Annotated in this window: 22 protein-coding genes and 1 tRNA gene; 12 read left to right on the top strand and 11 right to left on the bottom strand. The window is 31.3% G+C overall.

The window, feature by feature from the left end; all coding sequences use genetic code 11:
* Positions 1–20 precede the first annotated feature (20 nt).
* From KO494_RS16120 to KO494_RS14415, 11 genes are all read right to left on the bottom strand, one after another.
* Positions 21–332 carry a DUF6660 family protein gene (locus tag KO494_RS16120; protein ID WP_068704622.1) on the bottom strand — a complete coding sequence of 104 codons (312 nt, stop codon included), beginning with the start codon at positions 330–332 and terminating at the stop codon, positions 21–23.
* Between the two features lie 151 nt (positions 333–483).
* Complete coding sequence (locus KO494_RS14460; protein ID WP_215968332.1) at positions 484–882, bottom strand: heavy-metal-associated domain-containing protein; 399 nt, start codon at positions 880–882, stop codon at positions 484–486.
* Positions 883–917: 35 nt separating this feature from the next.
* Positions 918–2,687: an efflux RND transporter periplasmic adaptor subunit gene (locus KO494_RS14455; protein WP_215968331.1), complete on the bottom strand. Its 1,770-nt coding sequence runs from the start codon at positions 2,685–2,687 to the stop codon at positions 918–920.
* A gap of 4 nt (positions 2,688–2,691) precedes the next feature.
* Positions 2,692–5,184, bottom strand: a complete 2,493-nt coding sequence (locus KO494_RS14450; protein ID WP_215968330.1) for a heavy metal translocating P-type ATPase — start codon at positions 5,182–5,184, stop codon at positions 2,692–2,694.
* A 73-nt stretch (positions 5,185–5,257) separates the two neighbouring features.
* The gene (locus KO494_RS14445; RefSeq protein WP_068704614.1) at positions 5,258–5,713 is read right to left on the bottom strand and encodes a heme-binding domain-containing protein; all 456 of its coding nucleotides are present in this window, start codon (positions 5,711–5,713) and stop codon (positions 5,258–5,260) included.
* Positions 5,714–6,307 carry a DUF3347 domain-containing protein gene (locus KO494_RS14440; protein WP_068704612.1) on the bottom strand — a complete coding sequence of 198 codons (594 nt, stop codon included), beginning with the start codon at positions 6,305–6,307 and terminating at the stop codon, positions 5,714–5,716.
* A gap of 27 nt (positions 6,308–6,334) precedes the next feature.
* Complete coding sequence (locus tag KO494_RS14435; RefSeq protein ID WP_068704610.1) at positions 6,335–7,558, bottom strand: TolC family protein; 1,224 nt, start codon at positions 7,556–7,558, stop codon at positions 6,335–6,337.
* Positions 7,555–11,262 (bottom strand): efflux RND transporter permease subunit, encoded by a 3,708-nt coding sequence (locus KO494_RS14430; RefSeq protein ID WP_068704609.1) that lies wholly within the window; start codon positions 11,260–11,262, stop codon positions 7,555–7,557. Before KO494_RS14430 ends, KO494_RS14435 begins: the two co-directional genes overlap by 4 nt.
* Positions 11,263–11,370: 108 nt before the next feature.
* Positions 11,371–11,784: a hypothetical protein gene (locus KO494_RS14425; protein ID WP_068704607.1), complete on the bottom strand. Its 414-nt coding sequence runs from the start codon at positions 11,782–11,784 to the stop codon at positions 11,371–11,373.
* Positions 11,785–11,838: 54 nt separating this feature from the next.
* Positions 11,839–13,098: a site-specific integrase gene (locus tag KO494_RS14420; protein ID WP_068704605.1), complete on the bottom strand. Its 1,260-nt coding sequence runs from the start codon at positions 13,096–13,098 to the stop codon at positions 11,839–11,841.
* A gap of 203 nt (positions 13,099–13,301) precedes the next feature.
* Positions 13,302–13,376 (bottom strand) — tRNA-Pro (locus tag KO494_RS14415).
* Positions 13,377–13,473: 97 nt separating this feature from the next.
* Here KO494_RS14415 and KO494_RS14410 point away from each other — a divergent pair.
* The 12 genes from KO494_RS14410 to lepB all read left to right on the top strand — a co-directional run bounded on the left by KO494_RS14410 (position 13,474) and on the right by lepB (position 25,882).
* A complete protein-coding gene (locus KO494_RS14410; protein ID WP_215968329.1) occupies positions 13,474–14,580 on the top strand; it encodes a PQQ-dependent sugar dehydrogenase in 1,107 nt (368 codons plus the stop codon).
* A 35-nt stretch (positions 14,581–14,615) separates the two neighbouring features.
* Positions 14,616–15,224 (top strand): uridine kinase, encoded by a 609-nt coding sequence (udk, locus tag KO494_RS14405; RefSeq protein WP_215968328.1) that lies wholly within the window; start codon positions 14,616–14,618, stop codon positions 15,222–15,224.
* Complete coding sequence (locus KO494_RS14400; protein ID WP_215968327.1) at positions 15,224–15,526, top strand: septum formation initiator family protein; 303 nt, start codon at positions 15,224–15,226, stop codon at positions 15,524–15,526. The genes udk and KO494_RS14400 overlap by 1 nt, the downstream gene beginning before the upstream one ends.
* Entirely contained in the window at positions 15,519–16,886 is a 1,368-nt protein-coding gene (locus KO494_RS14395) for a methylmalonyl-CoA mutase subunit beta (protein ID WP_215968326.1), read from the top strand. Before KO494_RS14400 ends, KO494_RS14395 begins: the two co-directional genes overlap by 8 nt.
* Before the next feature lie 3 nt (positions 16,887–16,889).
* Entirely contained in the window at positions 16,890–17,552 is a 663-nt protein-coding gene (locus KO494_RS14390) for a hypothetical protein (protein WP_215968325.1), read from the top strand.
* Between the two features lie 9 nt (positions 17,553–17,561).
* The gene (gene scpA / locus KO494_RS14385) at positions 17,562–19,682 is read left to right on the top strand and encodes a methylmalonyl-CoA mutase (RefSeq protein ID WP_215968324.1); all 2,121 of its coding nucleotides are present in this window, start codon (positions 17,562–17,564) and stop codon (positions 19,680–19,682) included.
* 151 nt (positions 19,683–19,833) lie between these two features.
* Entirely contained in the window at positions 19,834–20,970 is a 1,137-nt protein-coding gene (locus tag KO494_RS14380; RefSeq protein WP_215968323.1) for a hypothetical protein, read from the top strand.
* Between the two features lie 265 nt (positions 20,971–21,235).
* A complete protein-coding gene (locus KO494_RS14375; protein WP_215968322.1) occupies positions 21,236–22,000 on the top strand; it encodes a ParA family protein in 765 nt (254 codons plus the stop codon).
* Between the two features lie 3 nt (positions 22,001–22,003).
* Entirely contained in the window at positions 22,004–22,909 is a 906-nt protein-coding gene (locus KO494_RS14370) for a ParB/RepB/Spo0J family partition protein (protein WP_215968321.1), read from the top strand.
* Entirely contained in the window at positions 22,899–23,492 is a 594-nt protein-coding gene (locus KO494_RS14365; protein ID WP_215968320.1) for a DUF5683 domain-containing protein, read from the top strand. Before KO494_RS14370 ends, KO494_RS14365 begins: the two co-directional genes overlap by 11 nt.
* 3 nt (positions 23,493–23,495) lie before the next feature.
* Positions 23,496–24,194: a 4-hydroxy-tetrahydrodipicolinate reductase gene (gene dapB, locus KO494_RS14360; protein WP_215968319.1), complete on the top strand. Its 699-nt coding sequence runs from the start codon at positions 23,496–23,498 to the stop codon at positions 24,192–24,194.
* Between the two features lie 86 nt (positions 24,195–24,280).
* A complete protein-coding gene (gene lepB / locus KO494_RS14355; RefSeq protein WP_215968318.1) occupies positions 24,281–25,882 on the top strand; it encodes a signal peptidase I in 1,602 nt (533 codons plus the stop codon).
* Positions 25,883–25,918: the final 36 nt, after the last annotated feature.

The raw sequence follows: 25,918 nt of genomic DNA, 5'->3' as shown, positions 1-25,918 counted from the left end.
GCTATCCTATGAAAACTGAATTATACCCGAGGTGGTTGTAAAATGGAAGTCGTAAAATCTTTTTCTATCCCATTGTGGTAGAAAAAATCTTGGGTAGAAATAAATGTTATTTCATATTTTATGTAAGAAAACTGAAAATATGTAGCGTTTATATGACAACATTGACATATACAAAAAGGTGAACATAAATCTGAATCTTGGTGCTGATGGTCATTATCCATAGCTTGTGAAATTTCAGTTTTAACATCATTATCAGACACATCAAAATCAGCACAAGGTGCTAGATTGAGTGCGAAAATATAAATTGATAATATGAATGCTAATAATTTCATTGTAGCAAATATATAAATTATTTAATGCAATGGTTGTGCAAATAATAGGCTTTACAATAATTAAAAGGTGTTTGGTTAGTTATATTTTATAGCAAAAGAAAAAACCTTAATTTTCCTTTTGCTATAAATTACATTAAAAAATCATACTTATTTATTGATTCATTTTCATTTCGTGGTCGTATTGACAACAACCTGGTAAATTTTTATAAGCTTCTTCGCTTCCTGCTACTTTTTCAGTATCATAACCAGAAGCTGCTATTGCTTTATGAATTGCCATTGCATTGGTTTTGGTATCATCAAAAGAGACATCGATTTTCTTTTTATCTACATTCCAATTTGCACTTGCAACACCTTCAACAGCATTTACTGCTTTTTCAATGGTTTTTTTACACATACCACAATTACCTCTTACACCAAAAGACAAATCCGTCATTGCCATATCCTTTGACATTTGTGTAGTGGTTGTTTTTGTTTCTTTTTTTGTTTCGTTTTTACAACTTGTAAAACCTAATACTGCAATTACGGCTACACTTAAAATTACTTTTTTCATTGTTTTAAAATTTAATTGTTATAGTTTGTATTTAATTATTCTATTACTTGTTTTACTTCTCCACAGGTTAGCATTGCTTCGCCAAAATATGGATTGATTACTTTTTCTTCTTTGCTTAACCAATAGGCACCTTTATTACTATCTGCCATTGGACAAAACTCTACATATACCTTTTCATTGATACCAAATAGTTGCACAGCTTTAATTAAATGCGAAGACAAATGTTTAAAATGATTTCTTTGCTCTTTTATATTTGCTGCTTTAGAAATAGCAATTGTTGAAGATTTAATTTCTTTTACTAATGACATCCAATGATTATGAGCTTCATCTTTAACTAATTTCATATCCACATTATTCAAATTATCAAGTAAACTATTTGCATTTTCTGATGCTTTACTTGAGTTATCTTTAACAAACGCATCCTTTAAATTAATATAGCTTTCAAATACTTTTTTTAATTGTTTCTGAAATGCTTTTGATACTTCCAACCGTTCATTCATATTGGTATGGTCTGTATTATTTTTTGATGAATTACTATCCATACCTAAATGCCCTTCGTGACCAGTCATTACTTTTCCACCATCTTTATTCATCATAGATTTTTTTCCTTGTAATTGTGCTGCTGCATCAACTGTAAAAGTTCCATTGGTTACAATTTCATCACCATTTTCTAAACCTTTTAATACTTTGTAATTACTACCTATTTGATTACCTAAAGTTATTTGACGCATTTCAAAAACTGGTTGGTCTGGATTGGTTTTTATATATACTACAGAGCGTTCACCTGTCCATAAAATGGCAGATGAAGGCACGAATAATGATTTTTCTTTATTAGAGGTTACCTCTTTAATTTTCCCTTCAATAAACATTCCTGGTTTAAATACTTCGTCTTTATTATTAAGCACTACTCTTAATTTAACAGTACGAGTTCTGTTATCTAAAATAGGGTCAATAAAATCTACTTTACCTTTAAATTTTTTATTAGGATAAGTATTTGTTGTTACGTTTATTTCTTGCCCTTTTTTAAATAAGTCTATTTGGTTTTCGTACACATCAAAGTTTCCCCAAACTGAATTTAAGTTTGCAATTTTTAATAGAGGTTGCCCTTGTTTTATATAATCGCCTTGCTCTACTAATTTTTCTGTTACAGTACCAGAGATAGTTGCGTAGACAGGAAAATTTTCTTTTATTTTTCCTGTTTGTTCTATTTTATTGATTTGCTTTTCAGAAAGTTTCCATAATTTTAATTTATTACGAACTGCTTTATATAATGCCGGTTGTGATTCCTTTAATGAAGCTGCTGTAATTAATTCTTGTTGTGCTGCATATAATTCTGGTGAATAAATGGTTGCTAATAATTGCCCTTTGTTTACTTTTTCTCCAGTAAAACTGACATTTAAGCGTTCAATTCTTCCAGAGAAATAACTGACTTGCACAGCATTTGCTTTTTCATTGGCAACAATTTTACCTGATAGTTTAATACCGTTATCGTCTGCTTTACTACTACCTACAATTGATGTTTGAATGTTGGCCAACGCCATTGCATTTTTTGTTAATTTGAATTGGTCTGCTGCTAAACCATCTGCTCCAGCTTCGGCAGGAATTAAATCCATACCACAAATAGGGCAATCACCAGGTTCTGGTTGCATAATTTGTGGGTGCATTGAGCAAGTCCATTTTTGATTGGTTTCTGCTATTTCATCGTGATTATGTTCAGTTTCTTTGTTTGATGAACTACCGAATAACAACCAACCTAATAATAAGCCAACTGCTAATATTACTATGTAAACTATATATTTTTTCATTTTTCTATATTTTAATATTTCTTAATCTTAATGCGTTTGCAATTACTGATACTGAACTAAAACTCATTGCTAAAGCTGCAATCATTGGTGAGAGTAATAACCCGAATATTGGGTATAAAACACCTGCTGCAATGGGCACACCCAATACATTGTATATAAAAGCAAAAAAGAGATTCTGCTTTATGTTTTTAACAACAGCGTGACTTAATTTTTTAGCTTTTACAATACCTTGTAAATCTCCTTTTACTAACGTAATTGAAGCGCTTTCAATAGCTACATCTGTACCTGTACCCATTGCAATACCAACATCTGATTGTGCTAAAGCTGGCGCATCGTTAATACCATCACCTGCCATTGCTACAACACTTCCTTTTTGTTGAAGTTTATCAATTTCATTCAATTTATCTTCTGGAAGACATTCTGCTTTATAGTGTTTAAGGTTTAATTGTTCTGCTACCGATTTTGCAGTATTTTTATTATCACCAGTTAGCATTATTACCTCAACACCATTATCTTGTAGTTGTTTAATAGCATTTTGACTTGTGGTTTTAATGGCATCGAAAATAGTTACATATCCAACAGCTTCATTATCTACTGCTATATACGATACTGTTTTACCTTGTTCTTGTTCTGCAACCACATTAGTTTCTAAATTTTTAGAAATAGTTATGGCAAACTGCTCTAATAACTTTGCATTACCTAAAGCAACTTTTTTGTTTTCAACAGTACCTATAACACCTTTTCCTGCTACAGCTTGAAAATCGTTTACTTTTGTAATTACAGTATTTTTAGATTTACCATAGTTTACAATAGCTTCTGCTAAAGGATGTTCGCTATATTGATTTAAGGAAGCAATGAAATGAAGTAGCTTTTCTTCTTTTAAATTATTAATTGAGATTACTTTTTCAACTGATGGTTTTCCTTCAGTAATCGTACCTGTTTTATCTACAATAAGCGTATCTACCTTATTCATTTTTTCTAATGCTTCAGCATTTTTAATTAATACACCAGATTGTGCACCTCTACCAACACCAACCATAACAGACATTGGTGTTGCCAAACCTAATGCACAAGGACAAGCAATAATTAATACAGCAATTGCATTTACAAAGGCAAAAACATAAGCAGGTTCTGGACCAAAAATAGCCCAAACTATAAATGTTATTACTGCAACAACTAATACAATTGGAACAAAGTATTTAGATATTCTATCTGCTAATTTTTGAATAGGTGCTTTTGAACGACTTGCATTATTTACCATATGAATAATTTGAGAAAGTAAGGTTTCGGAACCTACCTTTTCAGCTTTCATAATAAATGACTTTGTACCGTTAATTGTGCCAGAACTTACTTTATCGTCTATGCTCTTATCTACAGGAATTGGTTCTCCAGTAATCATAGATTCATCAATGCTACTATGACCTTCTACAATACTACCATCTACTGGAATTTTTTCTCCAGGCTTAACTCGTAATAAATTGTCTTTTTCAATTTTATCGATTGCAATAACTTTATCTTCTCCATTAGTAACCAATGTTGCTGTTGAAGGCACTAATTTTAGTAATTCTTTTATTGCGCCACTTGTTTGACTATGTGCTCTTGCTTCTAATAATTGACCTAATAATACTAATGTTAAAATTACCGTTGTAGCTTCAAAATAAACAAATACATTACCATCGGCTGTTTTAAAATCTTGTGGAAATACATCTGGAAATACCATTGCAAATACACTAAATAACCACGCGATACCCGAACCAATACCAATTAAAGTAAACATATTCAGGTTCATTGTTTTTATTGATGTGTAAGCACGTTTAAAGAACATCCAAGTTGCATAAAACACTACAGGGATTGATAATGCAAACTGAATCCAGTTCCATTGTTTTTGTTCTAAAACATTATATAAAGGATTATTATCTAATGCTTCTGACATTGCTATTAAAAATATTGGCACAGTAAAAATTACAGCTATCCAAAACTTTTTCAACAATTTTTTATAGGTTTTGTCTTCTTCTGAAATATCCGCTTCTAATGGCACTAAATCCATCCCACAAACAGGACAAGAACCTGCTTCGTCTTTAATTATTTCTGGGTGCATTGGACACGTAAATTGGCTACTTGTTGTAGTTAAACTTCTTTCTTCCACCAAGTCCATTCCACAAACAGGACAATCACCTGCTTTATTATATGTTTTGTCTTCTTCGCAGTGCATAGGACAATAAAATGTACCTGTTCCTTTGCCTTTAGGTTGTTCCTGCTTTTTTTCTTTATTAGGTTGGTGTTTACCTTGTTTATGAATACTATATCGACCACCATCATCTTTTAATGCTTTTTGAAATATTTCAATTGAAATATGTGATTGCATTTCAATAATAGCTTCTGATTTTTCTAAATTGACTTTTACGTTTGAAACATCATCAACTTTTGAAAGTGTTTCTTCTACGTGACTGCGACAACCGTTGCAAGTCATTCCGTGTATATGATATGTGTGTTTCATTATTTTATTTTTGTGCCTGACAAGGGAAGGGCTATTAACCAATTAATTAGTATTTCCTTCCCACATCAGGGCTTTATTTTAAATTGCCTTTTAGTTTCTTTATATAATCAATAACCAATGTCTTTTCAGATGTTGATAATTTTGCGTTTTTATGAATTAAGGTGTAAGATGAAAGTGGCATTTCATTGTTCTTAATCTGATTAATAATTGACTTTAATTTGCTATTCTTTCTTCTGGTTGAATACGTGTCCCAGTTATTAAAATTCAGCTCTTCTTTTCCATCGGCAATATGGTTTTCGAGAAACCAAGCAATGGGTTGAATTTTATTATACCAAGGATAGCTTGTATTATTACTGTGACAATCATAACAGGACGTTTGCAATAATGTATTGATATTTTTAGGTGTATTATTTACCAATAAAAAATCTGTTTTTGGTACGATATTACTTTGGTTTAGTTCTGTAGGCATAAACTGTATGCCTACAAAACACACCACTAAAACCAATGCTATGATTTTTACAATTTTCATTTAGTTAATCTCTTTTTGCACTTTACCACATTTCAGCATTTTACTACCGTAATAAGGATTTTTAATTTCCTTGTTCAAACTTAACCAAGCGCTGCCACCATCATACATTGGACAAAATTGTTGATATAAAGTATTTTTAGTACCGGTAATTGCAACCATATCCATAATATCCTTACTCAATGTTTTAAAATGTTCTCTTTGGTGATCTATTTCACTTCTACCAATATGTTCTGCGTGTTCTTTGGCATCTGTAATAATATCTTTAAGTTCTTTTTGCTGTTCAACAGTAAAACCATTTATTTCAAATTTGCTCAAAGTATTGTTCAATTTATCGCCAGCTTTAGCAGCTTTGTTTTTGTCGGTTTCTACTAAAGCATCTTTAAGTATCATATAGTCTGCTAACACTTTTTGAACACCTGAATTTTGTGAATTATCATCCATCATATTATTGGATTTATCCATTTTGTTATGGTTCATTTCTGAATGAACTATGCTGTCTTGAGTATTCTCCTTTTTTGCATCTTTACAAGAAATTATTGTAAGATTTATTAAAGAGATTACTAAAATTGCTACTATTGTTTTTAAATATTTCATTTTTATTGTTTTAAATTATACTTGTTTTTAGTTGCTTAAATAATTGATGATTGTGGTTTGTAAATAATAAGTTTTAATCGATTCTATTTGATTCATTTGAAACTTTAATTGCAGTTCTTGAATGTCTAAAACATCATTAAAATCAATTGTTCCTGTTTCGTAACTTTTGATTAATATTTGCTCTGCATCATTAGCTTGCTTCAAATTTTTGGTTTGAGTTTTATAACTTATTCTTGCAGACACTCTTTCTTTTATTGCTTTATCTAAAAGCGTTTCCAAAGTATTTAAGCGTTCTTGTTTTTGTGCAGTAATTTCCTGCTGTTGTAACTCGTTTTGCTTTGTTTTCGATTTATATTTTTTATTAAATATTGGTATTGATAAAGACACCATTGGCATTACAATATCTTTTCCATTATCGCTAAAGTCCATATTTGGACGTTTCGCCACATTGATATAATCTAATCCAAAACCAATCATAGGACTGCTTTCTTTTTGGTTTAATAATTCTGATTGTTCAATGGATTTAAAGAGTTTATCATATTTTAATAATTCAGGATGCAATGCTAAATTTTCAAAAGTGATTTCAAAATCTTCAGAAGGCATATTTAATTTATCAACAACAACTATAGAAACCTCTTTTTCTCTATTTAAAAGTTTATTTAAGGTTGTTTGTTCTGCTAAAAATTGTTGTTGCAACACTTCTTTTAATTGTTGTAATTCATTTTGACGCATCTGTAATCGTAACACATCTACTGCTGAAGCTTTGCCAACTTCGACAGAAGTTAAAGCCATTGTTTCGTAAGTTTTTAAGAGTTCGATATTGTTAGTTAATACTTTTTGTTTTGCTTTATTAGTATATAACTTGTAATACGATTGTGATACCGAAACCATTAATTTACGTTTGGCAATTACAATATCTTCATATTTAGTTTCAGCTAAAGAACTTACATAATTTTCTCTTGCTGTTATTGAGCCAAACCAAGGCAACATTTGTTTTGCAGAAACTTTAAAGCGTTGGGCTCCAGTTCTTGTTTCTGGCTCACTTACAAAATAACCTACTCCAAATTCGGTATTTGGAATGGTATTAACTTCATTTACTTTTTCTGAAACTCTCTTGTGCTGTAACTCGAATTTTTGAATCTCTGGATTGTTTACCAAAGCTTCATCGATTAAAGTTTGTAATTCTTGTGCATTTCCTTTGAGAACAAAGAGAAAAGAAAAAAGAAAAAAGATTGTTTTTATATGTTTCATTTTGATGTTCTTTTTAGTTGAGCTTCTGCTTTCCAGCTGTATAAAACTGGTACTACAAATAAGGTGATTAAGGCAATTAGCATACCTCCAAAACTTGGTATTGCCATAGGAATCATAATATCACTACCACGACCTGTTGAGGTTAATACTGGTAATAATGCCAATATGGTTGTTGCAGTAGTCATTAAACACGGTCTAATACGTTTTTCTCCTGCTTCAACAACAGCTGCTCTGATTTGCTTTTTGTTTTTTGGTGTATTCCTTTCAAATATTTGAGTTAAGTACGTTGCCATAACTACACCATCATCGGTTGCAATTCCGAAAAGTGCAATAAAGCCTACCCAAACAGCAACACTCAAATTAATTGGATGCATCTGAAATAAATCACGCAGATTTTCGCCAAAAAAGTTGAAGTTTAAAAACCAATCTTGACCATATAACCAGATCATTAAAAAACCACCTGCAAAAGCAACTGCAATACCAGTAAATACCATTAATGATGTACCTACTGAACGGAATTGAAAATAGAGTATTAAGAAAATAATAGCCAATGCCAAAGGCACTACAACCGATAAAGTTTTTTCTGCTCTTATTTGATTTTCATAGCTTCCTGTAAATTGATAATTAACCCCTTTTGGTACTACCAATTCGCCTGAATCTATTTTTTGCTGAATTAAAGCTTGTGCATTTTCAACAACATTTACTTCTGCAAAGCCATCCATTTTATCGAATAATACATAGCCTACTAAAAAAGTATCCTCACTCTTAATAACTTGTGGCCCTTGTTCATATCTAATGGTTGCCAATTCGCTTAATGGTACTGGACTGCCTTTTTCAACTGGCACATAGATTTGCTTTAAATCGGTTGGATTAGCTCTTAATTCTCTTGGGTATCTAACACGTACTCCATAACGCTCCCTACCTTCAACAGTTTGGGTTAAAACCATACCACCAACAGCTACTTTTAGCACCTCTTGTACATCTTGTATAGATATACCATAACGTGCAATTTTTTCCCTATCAATATCAATAAGTAAATAAGGTTTTCCTACAATACGGTCTGCAAAAACAGCTTCGTCTTTTACACCATCAGCTTGTTTTAAAATTCCTTCTAACTGTACACCAAAGGCTTCAATTTGTTTTAAATCTTGACCTTTAACTTTTATTCCCATTGGTGCACGCATACCTGTTTGCAGCATTACCAATCGTGTTTCAATAGGTTGTAGTTTAGGTGCAGAAGTAACGCCTGGTAACTTGGTAACTTTTACAATGTCATTCCAAATATCGTTTGGTGATTTTATTTCTGGTCGCCAGTTTCGATAAAATTCGCCATTATTATCTTCTATTAATTGCGACCTTTCTACAGCGCTCAAAGTGACATTTTCTGTATTATTAGGATTAGCGATGAAACGTCCATCTTTTAATTCAAATAAACCATCATTATTTACTTTGTAACGTTGACGTTCTCCGTTTTTATTCAGCATATATTCTGATTTATACTGAATAATATTTTCATACATAGACAAAGGCGCTGGATCTAAAGCTGATTCTGTACGACCTGCTTTACCAACTACGGTTTTTATCTCTGGAATACTTGCTACAGCCATATCTAACTGTTGTAAAACACGTTTGTTTTCTTCGACTCCAGAATGTGGCATTGAAGTTGGCATTAATAAAAAAGAACCTTCATTTAAAGATGGCATAAATTCTTTGCCTGTATTTTTCATTATGAAAAAACCTGCTATTACAATAGCTGTTGGTATGGATAAGAATATTAGTTTATTGTTCAAACACCATTTTAAAATACGTGTATAATACCTTATGAATAATGAGAAAACACCTAATAAACCAAAGCAAATAATACTTACAAAAATGAGATTCCAAAAGATGCTTTTATCTACACCTAAAGGTCTCCAATATTCAGCTAATAAAAACACAATAGCAGATACAGATATGATAATATTAATAAGATTTGCTTGTTTTTCGCTTATCATTTTTTGAACACTTAATAGTGTTGTAACTCCAAAAGCTACCAAGATTAAACCTAACCAATAACCATAGACTGTGGCAATAATTCCTAATGCTATTAAAACCCCATTTAAAACATATTTGAAATTGGTTTTAATGTTTTTCTTTTTAAATAAAAATGCAGCAAAGGGTGGAATTAAAAACAACGCTACAATAATTGAAGCTGTTAAAGCAAATGTTTTAGTAAAGGCTAATGGTCTGAATAATTTTCCTTCAGCTCCAATCATTGTAAATACAGGAATAAAACTTATAATGGTTGTCATAACTGCTGTTACAATTGCTCCAGATACTTCTGCTGTTGCGTTGTAAACCACATTATTTATAGGCAGTTTATCTTTGTTTTCATCTAAATGCCTAATGATGTTTTCTGAAAGTATTACACCTACATCTACCATTGTACCAATAGCAATAGCGATACCTGATAAAGCCACAATATTAGCATCTACACCAAAGAGTTTCATTGCTATAAAAACCATTAATACAGCAACTGGTAGTAAGCCAGAAATCAATACAGAAGCTCGAAGATTAAATACCATAATGATTATAACTAAAATAGTAATTAGTATTTCTAATGTTAGGGCTTCATTAAGTGTCCCTAAAGTTTCCTGAATGAGTTCTGTTCTGTCATAAAAAGGAACAATAGTTACTTGTGAAGTTCTGCCATCGGCTAATACTTTTGAAGGTAGTCCTGCGCTTAATTCGTTAATTTTTTCTTTAACATTATTGATAACTTCCATTGGATTCGCACCATATCGCGCTACTACGACAGCACCAACAACTTCTGCACCTTCCTTGTCCAGTAATCCTCTTCGAGTTGCAGGACCTAAAGACACTTTTCCTATGTCTTTAATTTTAATCGCTGTGTAATCTTCGGAAGTAACTACTGCATTTTCTATGTCGGAAATAGATTTTACATAACCTAAACCTCTAACTAAATATTCGGCTTGATTAATTTCTAAAGTTTGTGCACCAATATCTTTATTACTTTCTTTTACTGCTTTTACAATATGATGTAAACCAATATTGTATTGACGCATTAATTCCGGATTAACATCTACTTGGTATTCTTGTACATAACCACCAATTGATGCCACTTCTGATACGCCACTTGCAGACGATAGTGCATATTTAACATAGTAGTCTTGAATACTTCGTAATTCTTGTAAATCCCAACCACCTGTTACATTTCCGTTTTCATCACGACCTTCTAATGTGTACCAAAAAATTTGCCCTAATCCTGTGGCATCTGGACCCAAAGCAGGATTAACACCTTCGGGTAATAATCCGCTTGGTAACGAGTTGAGTTTTTCTAATATTCTACTACGACTCCAGTAAAACTCAATATCTTCTTCAAAAATGATATAGATACTTGAAAAGCCAAACATAGACGAACTACGAATGGTTTTTACTCCTGGAATACCGAGTAAAGATGTTGTTAATGGATAGGTTATTTGGTCTTCTATATCTTGTGGTGAACGACCATCCCATTTAGTAAATACTATTTGTTGGTTCTCTCCAATATCGGGAATAGCGTCTACAGCTACAGGGTTACTTGGTAAAAATCCTGTTTCCCAATTAAATGGTGCATTTACCGTTCCCCAGCCTATAAAGAGAACAAGTAATAATACTGCTACGAGTTTATTTTCTATTAAAAATTTGATGCTTTTATTTAGCATTGTCTTTGATTATTAAATAGTTAGACATAGGTGTTAAGAAAACACCGAATACAAAAAATCATCCTTATGACATACAGCCATAGGATAAAACAGTCTAATGTTTAAAAATCAAATTAAATAAGTCTCGTCAATCTTGAAGATTTGCTTGACGACAAGTGGTGGTTCGTATTCTTCGAAAGAAGATACGTTATTATCTAACCCTTCAAAAAGGTTAATGTAAGTATATACGAAAGAAGCAATAAATACCTGCTGCTCAAAAGTAATTTTATCAACTTGAAGTTGTAATTCATTTTGACCATCAACAGCTAATTGTTCATCACTACAACAATTCTTTTTTGTTATAGAACACCCATCAGTTAATGGGTTTTCCATTTCCATTCCACAGGTTTCTGCTTTATGGAATATAGCTGTATCCATTAAAGTATCTCCACAATAGTGCATATCTACAGTAAATGACATTGTAGAAAATAACACTACAAAAGCCATTAAAAGTGACATTATTTTATGGAATACTTGTTTCATATTGAAAACAAAGGTATAAAATTTAATTCAATTTGAATAGATTTTAACTTTGCTTTAAATAAAACTTGATTGGTTTTTGGTTGTTTTTACACCTTTCTCAAATTTTGCTCTTAATGTTTTCATATCATCACTTACCTTACGTTCAATCACTTTAGCATAAATTTGTGTTGTTGAAATGCGAGAATGACCTAAAAGTTTAGATACTGTTTCAATAGGTACGCCATTACTTAAAGTTACTGTTGTAGCAAATGTATGTCGTGCCAGATGAAATGTTAGATTCTTTTCTATTCTGCATAAATCTGCTATTTCTTTTAAATAAGCATTTAATTTTTGGTTTGACATTTTTGGAAATACAGTAGCATTTGCTAATGATTTTGGATTTTCTTTATACTTATTAATTAAAGTAAGTGCTTTAGGTAGTATAGGAATTCGTAAGGCATTGTTTGTTTTCTCTCTTTTCATAATTAACCACAACTCGCCATCTATACCATAATTAATATCACTTGCTGTTAAGTTTATTACATCAATATAACTCAAGCCGGTGTAACAGGCGAAAACAAATAGATCCTTTACTAATTGTAGTCTTTCAATTGAATAATCTTTTTCTTCAATTTCGTTCAATTCCATTTCAGTTAAATAGCCTCTTTCTACTTTTACAAATTTAGATTTGAAGTTTATAAACGGATCTCTTTCAATCCATTCCAGTTTATAAGATAGTGTAATCATTTTTCTAAAGCGTTCAATATGCTTCATTACAGTATTGTTACCCATTGGTTTTTGGTGATCTGTGGGTGTGAAATTTCTTAAGTATTTTTCAAACTTTAAAATGAAATTATAATCCAATTGCTTTAAATACATATCTGTAACTTTATATTTTACAAAAATGAAATCTGCAATGTACCCTTGTGTTGTGAAGTAATTTTTTTGAGTACCCCATTTGAGTTTCCCTACCATATCTTCATTATGATATTTTATGATATCATTTAAAGAATAATTTTGTTCATCTTCTTTTAGGTAACGAGCCTTAACGGTTTGAGCTGAAGTAATCTTACCTTCGGATTTTAATTCGTTTTTGGATTGGTGAAGCTCTGAAGATACCTGGTCCAAATATGCGTTAATAATTCGAGCCTCTTGGTTGGTTCCTTTTACTTTGTTTTTGGCAGAGCTCCAAAATTCAATTTTAATTTTTCGTTTGAGGCTAATTTCTGCTCTTTTCCCATTTACCGTTATACGTGCATAAAGAGGTGCTTTTCCATTTTTAGCTTTTGATAGTTTGAGCCAAAACAGAATACTAAACGTTGTCGAAGTTTTCATATCTTTCGTCTTTAGTTAAACATTTGTTTACTGACGAAAGTCAAATCAATAATTCGGTTACCTATATACCTATTATAAAATGGTAACCGAATAGGTCACTTTTTTAATCAAATAATATCAAATCTTATGATTGCTTAAAAATCATAAAACCTCGATAATCTTACGATTACCAAGGTTTTGATGTTAATTGATTATTAATTTTGTCGGGGTGGCAGGATTCGAACCTGCGGCCTCCACGTCCCAAACGTGGCGCGATAACCGGGCTACGCTACACCCCGAAAATGTTTTATCATTTAAGGACTGCAAATATATACTTTTTATTTAAAAACAAACAATAAAAAGAAGTAAATTATAAATAATTTTTAATTAGTAATTATGAAGCATCTTTTTTTTCTTTTTGCCACACTAATTTCTATTAGTTTTTACTCTTGTGCGCAAGATAAAACTCCTGTAAATACAAAGCATACCTATGAGATTATTGTTCCTGATTTAAAAAATCCATGGGGATTTACATTTCTTCCTGATGGCTCTATTTTAATTAATGAAAAATCTGGCAAAATGATTCTTTTTAAAGCAGGCACAAAAACAATGGTTTCTAATTTGCCAGAAATTGAAGTATTAGGGCAAGGAGGATTAATGGATATTGCATTACATCCAGATTATAAAAATAACGGTTGGTTATATATTTCTTATGCTTCTTCTAATGACGAAAATGATGGTGCACATACTACTATATTAAGAGCAAAATTAGAAGAAAACAAACTAGTAAACCAAGAAGTACTTTATAAAGCCCTACCAAATACTACTGCTGGACAACATTTTGGATCTAGAATAGCATTTGATAATGCTGGATTTTTATATTTTTCTATTGGTGATCGTGGTGAACGCGACATTAATCCACAAGATATAACTCGTGATGGTGGTAAAATTTATCGTTTGCATGATGATGGCACTATTCCTGCAGACAACCCTTTTGTAAATACTCCTAATGCAAAAAAAGCAATTTATTCTTATGGGCATAGAAATCCGCAAGGCATGACAAAACACCCTATTACTGGCAAAATCTGGACACATGAACATGGTCCTCGTGGTGGAGATGAAATCAATAGTATTGAATCTGGTAAAAATTATGGCTGGCCAAAAATCACTTATGGCATAAACTACCATGGTACAAAAATTACTAAGAACACAAAACTACCAGGAATGGAGCAGCCAATTCATTATTGGGATCCTTCAATAGCACCAAGTGGTATGGAGTTTATAACTAGCAATATCTACCCGAAATGGAAAGACAATTTATTAGTTGGCTCTTTAAAATTTCAATATTTAAACAGATGTGTTCTTAAAAATAATAAAGTAGTTTTAGAAGAAAAATTATTAGATGGTTTAGGCAGAGTTCGTAGTGTTTGCCAAGGTCTAGATGGTTATATTTACGTTGGAATAGAAAATGTTGGAATAGTTAAAATAATTCCGAAGAAATAATCTTAAATTTGCCTATCAAATCAAAAAAAACATTCATGCTTATTATAGGAATTGCAGGTGGAACTGGTTGCGGTAAAACAACAGTTGTAGACCAAATACTTAACGAATTACCAGAAGGAGAAGTTGGTGTAATATCACAAGATCATTATTATAAAGACACTTCACACCTAACCCTTGACGAAAGAACCAATATAAATTTTGACCATCCAAGAAGTATTGATTTTGATTTAATAGCTGAGCATTTAAAAGATTTAAAAGCAGGAAATGCTATAAATCAACCCGTTTATTCTTTTGTAAAGCATAACAGAACTGGTGACACTATACGTACCATGCCTAGAAAAGTAATGATTGTTGAAGGTATTTTAATTCTTACCAATCGTGAATTAAGAGACATGTTTGATATTAAAATATTTGTACATGCAGATAGTGATGAGCGTTTAATAAGACGTTTAAAACGTGATATTGCTGAACGTGGTAGAGATTTAGACGAAGTATTAACACGTTACCAAACCACACTTAAACCAATGCATCAACAATTTATTGAACCAATGAAAGAGTATGCAGACATTATTATACCTAACAACAAGTACAATACAGTTGCTGTTGATATAGTTAAAACCATTATAAACGAAAGAATTAGTTAATGCTAAAGTACTTTAAAAACATATTCCTTATTATATTTACAATATTCGCTATTTGGATGCTGTTTTTTGACGCAAACTCATTACTCATTCATAACGAATTAAATAATGACATTAACAATCTAGAAGACGAAAAAGATTTCTACCTTAAAGAAATTGAAAAAGATAATAAAGAACTAGAAAAATTAAGTACAGACGAAGGTCTAGAAAAATTTGCTCGTGAAGCTTATTATATGAAACGCGATAAGGAAGAAATTTATATTATTGAATACGAAGACAGTTTAAAAAACAATACAGATGACTAAAAAATTATTTAATGATTTTGAAAAAGTATCATCAAAACAGTGGAAACAAAAAATACAAGCAGACCTAAAAGGTGCAGATTATAATGATACCCTAATCTGGCAAACCAATGAAGGCATTGATGTAAAACCTTTTTATCATGCCGATGAATTTAAAGAACCTTTTACCAGCATTTCTAATTCGCAAAAATGGTCTATTTGCCAATCTATTTTTGTACAAGATGTAACTTTAAGCAATAAAAAAGCTACAGATGCACTAGAGCGTGGTGCAGAAAGCATTCAATTTATACTTCCTAACAACACTATTTTAGTAAGTGATTTACTAAAAAACATAGATTTAGATAAAACTACTGTATATTTTAAATTACAGTTTTTAGATGCCAATTTTGTAAAAACCCTTTCTTTAATTCCTGCAAAAGCAGGAATACATATTAATACAGATATTATTGGTAATCTTGCCAAAACAGGAAATTGGTTTACAAACTTAAAAGAAGACCACCAACAGTTTGATGCTATTGTAAAAAACACTACAAGTTTTAGTGTAAATCTTGACCTCTACCAAAATGCTGGCGCAACTATTACGCAGCAATTAGCTTATGCTTTAGCACAAACTAATGAGTATTTAAATCATTTAGAAAATACAGACAAACAAACACTTCTAGTTACTTTTTATGTATCAGTAAATACCAATTACTTTTTTGAAATTGCCAAACTTCGTGCTTTACGCTTACTATTTCATAGCCTAGTTAAAGAATATAATATAGAAGCTAGTTGTAATATTTTTGCTACACCAACAAAACGCAACAAAACTATTTATGACTACAATACCAACCTACTTCGTACCACTACAGAATGTATGAGTGCTATTCTTGGTGAAGCAGATACTATATGTAATTTAGCTTATGATGCCATTTACCATAAAGACAATGAGTTTGGCGAACGTATTGCAAGAAATCAATTATTAATTTTAAAGCACGAAAGCTATTTTGATGTTGTAGAAAATGCTTCAGAAGGATCTTATTACATAGAAACCTTAACCAAGCAACTTGCAGAAAAAGCACTAGAGTTATTTAAAGACATTGAAACTAATGGAGGGTTTTTAAACCAGTTAAAAGAAGGCACCATACAAAGAAAAATAAAAGAAAGTGCTGCTAAAGAACAAGAGCAATTTGATGCAGGAGAAATTGTTTTATTAGGAACCAACAAACACCCTAATAAAAACGATAGAATGAAAGACGATTTAGAACTCTTTCCTTTTGTAAAAACAAATATTAGAAAAACGTTAATACAACCAATTATTGAAAAGAGATTGGCAGAAAACATAGAACAAGAAAGATTAAAAACCGAAAATTCAACAAATTAAAACATGAAAAACATTAGCATTAAAATTTTAGTAGTAATCTTAACTGTTAACTTTTTAAGTTGTAAAAAGGAACAATCTTCATTTGCAGATTATCAGTTTGCAGAAAAAACACCAGTAATAACTTGTACCAACATAGATAACAAGTTACTAAATGAAGCTTTATACTCTTTTGAAAAAGATATAGTTGCTCATTTTGATAAACAACAACAAAACGAAAATCGTGCCTACAATTTTTTTGCAAAACAAGCGGTTAGCAGAAAAACAGACGTAACAAAATATGCCTCTAAACATTCTGTAGTTCTAGCAAGTGCTTTAAGAGACGCTGGAATTATAGCAGAAAAAGGATTAATTTACAGCAATCCTTTAATACCTTGTATTGCTGAAAACATGAAAAAAGACGATTTAAAAACCACCTTTAATGCTTTAGTTTCTACTAACAGCTTAAGTAAAGAACTATTTCAACCTGCATTACAAATAAAAATTCACAAAATACATGCAGATAAATATTTATCAATGTATGTTGCTTTAGAGTATTTTTATGCAGAAATATTAAAAACAGACTTTACTAATGTAGATTTTAACAGAACCGAACCTGCAAAAACAGAAGTAAAAGAAAATATAAACAACCCTAAAGTAGATTTTAATAAGCGTCCAAGAAAACAATAAACTTTATTCATGCGCAAGAACATTCAACATATTACGTTAAAAAAGGAAGCCAAAAGTCAAAAACCAAAAGCGAATACCCTTTTTAAAACAGCCGAAGATATTATTGTAAAATCTAATTACAGTAAAGAAGATATACAAGATGTAGAACATATAAACTTTGTTGCTGGTCTTGCACCAAATCTTCGCGGACCATATTCTACAATGTATGTAAGAAGACCATGGACTATTAGGCAATATGCTGGATTTTCTACTGCAGAAGAAAGTAACGCTTTTTACAGACGTAATTTAAAAGCAGGACAAAAAGGACTCTCTGTAGCTTTTGATTTAGCAACACACAGAGGCTATGACTCAGACCATGAACGCGTTGTTGGTGATGTTGGTAAAGCAGGAGTAGCTATTGACTCTGTTGAAGATATGAAAGTACTCTTCAACCAGATTCCCTTAGACAAGATGAGTGTTTCCATGACTATGAATGGTGCCGTTTTACCTATCATGGCATTTTATATTGTTGCTGCAGAAGAACAAGGAGTACAACCACAACAACTTGCAGGAACCATTCAAAATGATATCTTAAAAGAGTTCATGGTACGTAACACCTACATCTTTCCTCCTACACCATCCATGAAAATTATTTCAGATATTTTTGAATACACAAGTAAAAACATGCCTAAATTCAATAGCATTAGTATTTCTGGATACCATATGCAAGAAGCTGGAGCCACTTGTGATATTGAATTAGCTTATACTTTGGCTGATGGTTTAGAATATATACGAAAAGGATTAGATGCAGGAATGGATATTGACACCTTTGCTCCTAGACTTTCGTTCTTTTGGGCTATTGGTATGAACCATTTTATGGAAATTGCCAAAATGCGAGCTGCAAGAATGCTTTGGGCTAAATTAGTAAAGCAATTTAACCCTAAAAACGAAAAATCTTTAGCTCTACGTACACACTGCCAAACCTCTGGATGGAGTTTAACAGAACAAGACCCTTTTAATAATGTTGCCAGAACAACTATTGAAGCTGCTGCTGCTGCTTTTGGTGGTACACAATCTTTACACACTAATGCTTTAGATGAAGCTATTGCATTACCAACAGATTTTTCTGCACGTATTGCAAGAAATACTCAAATATTTTTACAGGAAGAAACCAATATAACAAAAACGGTAGACCCTTGGGCAGGAAGTTATTATATAGAAAAACTAACGCAAGATATAGCTCAAAAAGCATGGTCTTTAATTGAAGAGGTTGAAGAACTTGGTGGTATGACAAAAGCCATTGAAGCCGGAATACCTAAAATACGCATTGAAGAAGCAGCTGCACGTAAGCAAGCAAGAATAGACTCTGGCCAAGACATTATTGTTGGTGTAAATAAATATAGACTAGCACAAGAAGATGCTATTGCTACTTTAGAAGTAGATAACCAAACCGTACGCCTACAACAAATTGAAGGTTTAAATAAAATTAAAGCAGAAAGAAATACCGAAAAAGTAAACCAAGCTTTAGCTAATTTAACAAAAGCAGCTAAAACAGGTGAAAATAATTTACTAGCTTTAGCAGTGATTGCTGCTCGTGAAAGAGCAACCTTAGGCGAAATTAGCGATGCTTTAGAAGCTGTTTTCGGGCGTTATAAAGCACAAATAAAATCCTTTTCTGGCGTGTATAGTAAAGAAATTAAAGACGATAAATCTTTTGCCAAAGCAAAAGAACTAGCAGATAAATTTGCAGAACAAGACGGAAGACGTCCTCGAATTATGATTGCAAAAATGGGACAAGATGGCCATGATCGTGGCGCAAAAGTAGTTGCAACTGGGTATGCAGATGTTGGTTTTGATGTAGATATTGGTCCGCTTTTTCAAACACCAAAGGAAGCTGCAAAACAAGCAGTAGAAAATGATGTACATATTCTTGGTGTTTCATCATTAGCTGCAGGACACAAAACATTAGTTCCGCAAGTTATTGAAGCACTTAAAAACTATGGTCGTGAAGATATAATGGTTATTGTTGGTGGTGTAATACCAAAACAAGACTACCAATATTTATTTGACGCTGGAGCGGTTGCCGTTTTTGGCCCTGGAACTAAAATTAGTGATGCTGCTATTCAGATTTTAGAGATATTAATCGATTAAATTTTAGTCCTTTTAAATCACAGATTAAATTACTATAATCACCTTTAAAATTATAAAAAGTTTACTAATATGTAAATATTAATAAATTCTATTTTGTAAATATCTGAATTTTCTTACTTTAGCGTTTCAAAAAACTCAAAAACAACTAATTATGAAGAAGTTAATTTTTATTTTCTTTTTATTTATTGCTGTAAAATCTTTTAGTCAAAATTTAAAACTTTCTTATACAAATGGTACTACTTCAAGTATAGAAGGAAAACTAAAAGCAGATAAATATGGGTTTTATAATGAAATCATTACAAAAGACAACAACAACATTAATGTTAACGTTTTAACAACTATTTCCAAAGCAAAAAAAAAGTATGTAGTTAAAAAATTTAATGCGAACTACTATGCCTTTCAAAGCATAATAGAAAATGATAATATATCTTTATATAAAAGTAAAAACAAGTACTATATAGAAAGTAATGATTACCAATTTGCAGAAATCCCTTTTAAAGAAAAAGACGGATACACATTTAGTGTTTTTGATGCTGGTATTTTAGGCGTTTATGTAAATAAATGTCAAGCTACGCAAAATTATATTCATGATAATTTTTACACCATTAGAGTTTCCGATTTAAAAAAAATAATAAATACGTACAATTCTTGTAATTTAGAAAACACATCTACTGTTTCTAATGAAGCTATAAAAGAAGCAAACCAGCCTAGCGAAGTAGTTAATTTTGGTATAACTGTAGGAAATTCATTTTTAAACATAGACTATAACGGCATGTCTGTAGACCATAAACAAAAATACAGCATGTTTAATGTTGGTGCAATAATAACTTTTAAACCAAATATTTTAAAAAGAAAACTAAATTACAGTTTTGCTTTAAACTATATGTTTAGCAAAGAAGCATCTTTTTACGCAAGTAGTAAAAACGTAAGAACAAACCATGGTTATATAGAAACAGTACTTGGTGCTAATTACTTATTTTTAAAAGCAGACAGTAAAATAAATCCTTATATTGGTATAGCAGGAGGATTATTATTTAACAATGGAACTCAAGTAAATGTAAGACCAGCAGTTTTAGGTGCTTCAACTACTATTTATAAAGGAAACTCTGATCTTATTTACAACATCAATGCAGGAGTTTTATTTACTGCTTTAAATCAAAAATTTAATTTTAATGTAGCCTACATTCCAAGTACAAAAACAGGATTAGAAACTAAAAATAATTTAGAATCTAACGTAAAGTACTACAATTTAACAGGAATAAACATAAGATTATCTTATTATTTTTAGTGAAAAATTACAAGTATTTACTTTTAACCAACTGTTAACAACTTCCATTTTATAAACCCATAAATAATCGTATTTTTACGGTGAATCAATTTTGGTTTTTAGGATAAAATAAAAAGTAATGCTTTTGTTTTAAAATGAAAGCTTTTTGAGTTTTACAGGTAGTCTGTAAACCAACAAAAAAGCTAAACATTAGAGCAAAGCACAGCATTATAGCCTATACCAAAAAATTAAAACGGTTTCACAAACAAATAACCAAATTAAATTAATGGGTAAAATAATAGCTATTGCTAATCAAAAAGGTGGTGTAGGTAAAACAACAACCTCTATAAATTTAGCAGCTTCACTTGGTGTACTTGAAAAAAAAGTACTCCTTATAGATGCAGATCCACAAGCCAATGCAACTTCTGGGCTTGGTATTGATGTAGAAACTGTAGAAATTGGTACATACCAACTTTTAGAACATACCAATACTGCTAAAGAAGCCATTGTTAAAACAGAAACTCCCAATCTAGATATTATACCTGCGCATATTGATCTGGTAGCAATTGAAATAGAACTTGTAGATAAAGAATCTAGGGAGTATATGCTTAAAAATGCCATACAGGAAATAAAAGACGATTACGATTATATATTAATTGACTGTGCTCCTTCTCTTGGTTTATTAACTTTAAATGCACTTACCACTGCAGATGCTGTTATTATTCCTATTCAATGCGAATATTTTGCATTAGAAGGTTTGGGTAAATTATTAAACACCATAAAAAGTGTGCAAAAAATTCATAACCCAGCATTAGATATTGAAGGCTTATTACTTACTATGTATGATTCGCGTTTAAGATTATCTAACCAAGTGGTAGAAGAAGTACAAAAGCACTTTAACGATATGGTTTTTAAAACCATTATACAACGTAATGTACGTTTAAGTGAAGCTCCTAGTTATGGTGAAAGCATCATTAATTATGATGCTGCTAGTAAAGGAGCAAGTAATTATTTAAGTTTAGCAAAAGAAATTATTACAAAAAACTCTTAGTTTATGGCGAAGGCAACCAAGAAACAAGCTTTAGGTAGAGGGCTTTCTGCTCTTTTAAAAGACCCAAGCAACGACATACAAAATGCAGAAGATAAAAATGCCGATAAAGTAATTGGTAATATTGTAGAATTAGAATTGGATTTAATTGAAATGAATCCCTTTCAACCACGTACTAATTTTAATGAAGAATCACTTCGTGAACTCGCTTCTTCTATTAAAGAGTTAGGTGTAATACAACCAATAACAGTAAGAAAATTAGGCTTTGAAAAATACCAACTTGTTTCTGGAGAACGTCGTTTCCGTGCTTCTAAACTAATAGGATTAGAAACCGTTCCTGCATACATACGTATTGCTAACGACCAAGAAAGCCTTGAAATGGCCTTGGTAGAAAATATTCAACGTCAAGATTTAGACCCAATAGAAATTGCTTTGTCTTACCAACGCCTTATTGATGAAATTCAATTAACACAAGAACAAATGAGTGAACGTGTTGGTAAAAAAAGATCTACTATTGCTAATTATTTACGTTTATTAAAACTAGATCCTATTATTCAAACAGGAATGCGTGACGGATTTATATCTATGGGTCATGGTCGTGCAATTATTAATATTGAAGACCAATCTATTCAATTAGATATCTACGAAAAAATATTACAAAACAAGCTATCTGTTAGAGATACAGAAACCCTTGTAAGAAATTATAATTCTACCCAAGAAGTAAACCTTCCTAAAAAAACAAAAGCAGAAATGCCAAAGTTTGTTAAAAAAGGAATTCAAGATTTTTCGGAATACTTTGGTAATAAAATAGACGTTAAAGTTTCTAGTAATGGTAAAGGAAAAATTACAATTCCTTTTCATTCTGAAGAAGATTTTAATAGAATTAAAAAGTTAGTACAACGTGAAAAATAAACTTTTCATATCTATAGTATTAAGCATTTGTTTTAGTTTTCTTTCTATAGCACAAGAAAAAGAACTTAATAAAGAAAAAAAACAACTTGCAGATGAGGGGATAATTATTGATGGTGAAATTAACCAAAGTAAAACCATAGACCCTTTAACTCCTGCTCGTGCTGCCTTTTACTCTGCCGTTTTACCTGGTTTAGGACATATACACCTTAAGCAATACTGGAAAGTTCCTGTTATTTATGCAGGATTAGGAGCTGGAATGTATTTTTATATAGACAACCAAAAAACCTACAATCGTTATCGTGATGCCTACAAACGTAGATTAGCAGGTTATACAGATGATGAGTTTTATGGCTCTATTACAGATGATGGTTTAGAAGAAGCACAAAGTACACTACGAAGAAATAAAGAATTATCTCTTTTAGTTACTGCTGGAATTTATATACTTAATATTGTTTGGGCTAATGTAGATGCACATTTACTGCAATTTAATGTAGATGAAAACCTAACTTTTATGCCACATTATAAAATTAACGAATTTGACAATACTGGAGATTTAGGTCTCACTCTTAATTTTAAATTTTAAATAATGAAAATTGCACTTCTAGGCTACGGAAAAATGGGTAAAACCATAGAGCAAATAGCTTTACAACGAGGCCACACTATTGTTATAAAAGCAACAAACAATAATTACAATATTACCGAAGCAGATATTGCTATAGATTTTAGCACTCCTTCTGCTGCTTATAACAATATTTCTAATTGCATAAAAAACAACATTCCTGTTATTTCTGGAACAACCGGTTGGTTAGAAGATTATGATAAAATAGTTGCTTTATGCCTAGAAAAAAAAGGAGCCTTTATCTATGCTTCTAACTTTAGTTTAGGTGTAAATGTTTTTTTTGAACTAAATAGCTACTTAGCTAAAATGATGAATACTTTAAAAGATTACAAAGTATCTATGGAAGAAATTCATCATACACAAAAACTAGATGCTCCTAGCGGAACAGCAATTACACTTGCTAATGATATTATTAAAGAACATACTAGTTATAATACATGGAGCCTAGAGCAAGAGAAAGAAAAAGCCTTACCTATTACTGCAAAAAGAATAGAAGATGTTCCTGGCACACACAGCATTACCTACAAAAGTGATGTAGACACTATAGACATAACACATACAGCACATAACAGACAAGGTTTTGCTCTTGGTGCTGTTATAGCAGCAGAATGGCTTTATGGTAAAACAGGAGTTTTTACAATGAAAGACGTGTTAAATATTAGTTAACCATTTATTTAATTGTAACATTTAAACACTAGCAACAACTAACAAAAAATAATAAATTGCTACAGGCAATTAGCACCTTATAAATTATGACGTTTACACAACTATTTTTAATATTCTTTATAATTCAAATTATTCACGGGTTAGGAACCTGGAAACTATATATAAAAGCCGGAAGACAAGCCTGGGAAGCTTTTGTACCTGTTTACAATGCTGTTGTTTTAATGAAAATTATTAACAGACCTTGGTACTATACCATACTTCTGTTTTTACCTATTGTTAATCTTATCATGTTTCCTGTAATATGGGTAGAAACTGCTAGAAGTTTTGGTAAAAACCAATATTTAGATACTTTTTTAGCCATTATTTCTTTAGGTTTTTACAATTACTATCTTAATTATGTAGCAGATGTTGCATATGTAACAGACAGAAGTTTACACCCTAAATCTGCTTCAGGAGACTGGGTAAGTTCTATATTATTTGCTATTGTTGCTGCAACTGTGGTACATACTTATTTTATGCAACCATATACCATTCCTACTTCTTCTTTAGAAAAATCTCTTTTAGTTGGTGACTTTCTATTTGTTAGTAAGTTTCATTATGGAGCAAGAGTACCAATGACTACTGTTGCTGCTCCTATGGTTCATGATACGATTCCTTTTATAAAAAAGAAATCGTATTTATATGATGATAAATTAGAAAACAAAAACACATCATTTATTAACAAATTATCTTTACCATATCTTCGCCTTCCTGGTTTACAAAAAATAAAACGTAATGATATTGTAGTATTCAACTGGCCTATTGACACCTCATACAGCATGTCTGTACCAAAACCAGATAGAAACTACTACAAACCAATTGATAAGAAAACAAACTACGTAAAACGTTGTGTTGGTTTACCTGGAGATTCTTTATCGGTTCGTGATGGATATGTTTATATTAACGGAAAACAAAACGAATTACCAGATAGAGCCAAACTACAATTCTCTTATTTAGTTAAAACAAAAAACAATCAGGATTTTAACCTACAATATCTACATGATAGATATGACATGAACCCAAATAGAGTTGGTAAGGTAGATCGTGATGTTTATAAATTTATGGGTATTTATAAAGGCGATTTAGAAAAATTTAAAAACAACCCAAAAATAGATCAAATTGTACCTTTAAAAGAAGAAGAAGGAAAACGTGACCCTAGTGTTTTTCCGCACGATGCTAATTATAACTGGAATAACGATTATTTTGGAAACCTATACATACCTGAAAAAGGCGCTACAGTAGCCCTTAATTTAGAAGTATTACCAATTTACAAACGTATTATTACAGAATACGAAAACAATACCTTACAAGTAAAAGGAAACCAGATATTTATTAATGGTACACTTGCAACAAACTATACCTTTAAACAAGATTACTACTGGTTAATGGGAGACAACAGACATGACTCTCAAGATTCTAGAACTTGGGGATTTGTTCCTTTTGATCACGTGGTTGGTAAGCCTGTTTTTATATGGTTTAGTTGGGATGCCAATGGTCAAGGTTTAAAAAACAAAATACGTTTTGATCGTTTATTTACAACGGTAGGTGGTAGCGGAGAACGTGTTTCGTATTTAATACCGTTTTTAATTTTATTACTTGGTTGGTATGGTTATGGTAAATGGAAAAAGAAAAAAGCACTGAATAGTTAATACGTTTTATTATCATTCCTGCAAAAGGAGAAATCT

The organism is Lacinutrix sp. C3R15 (assembly GCF_018860825.1).
GTDB lineage: Bacteria > Bacteroidota > Bacteroidia > Flavobacteriales > Flavobacteriaceae > Oceanihabitans.
The sequence above is the reverse complement of the archived record's forward strand: the minus strand, read 5'-3'. Positions and strand labels throughout refer to the sequence as shown.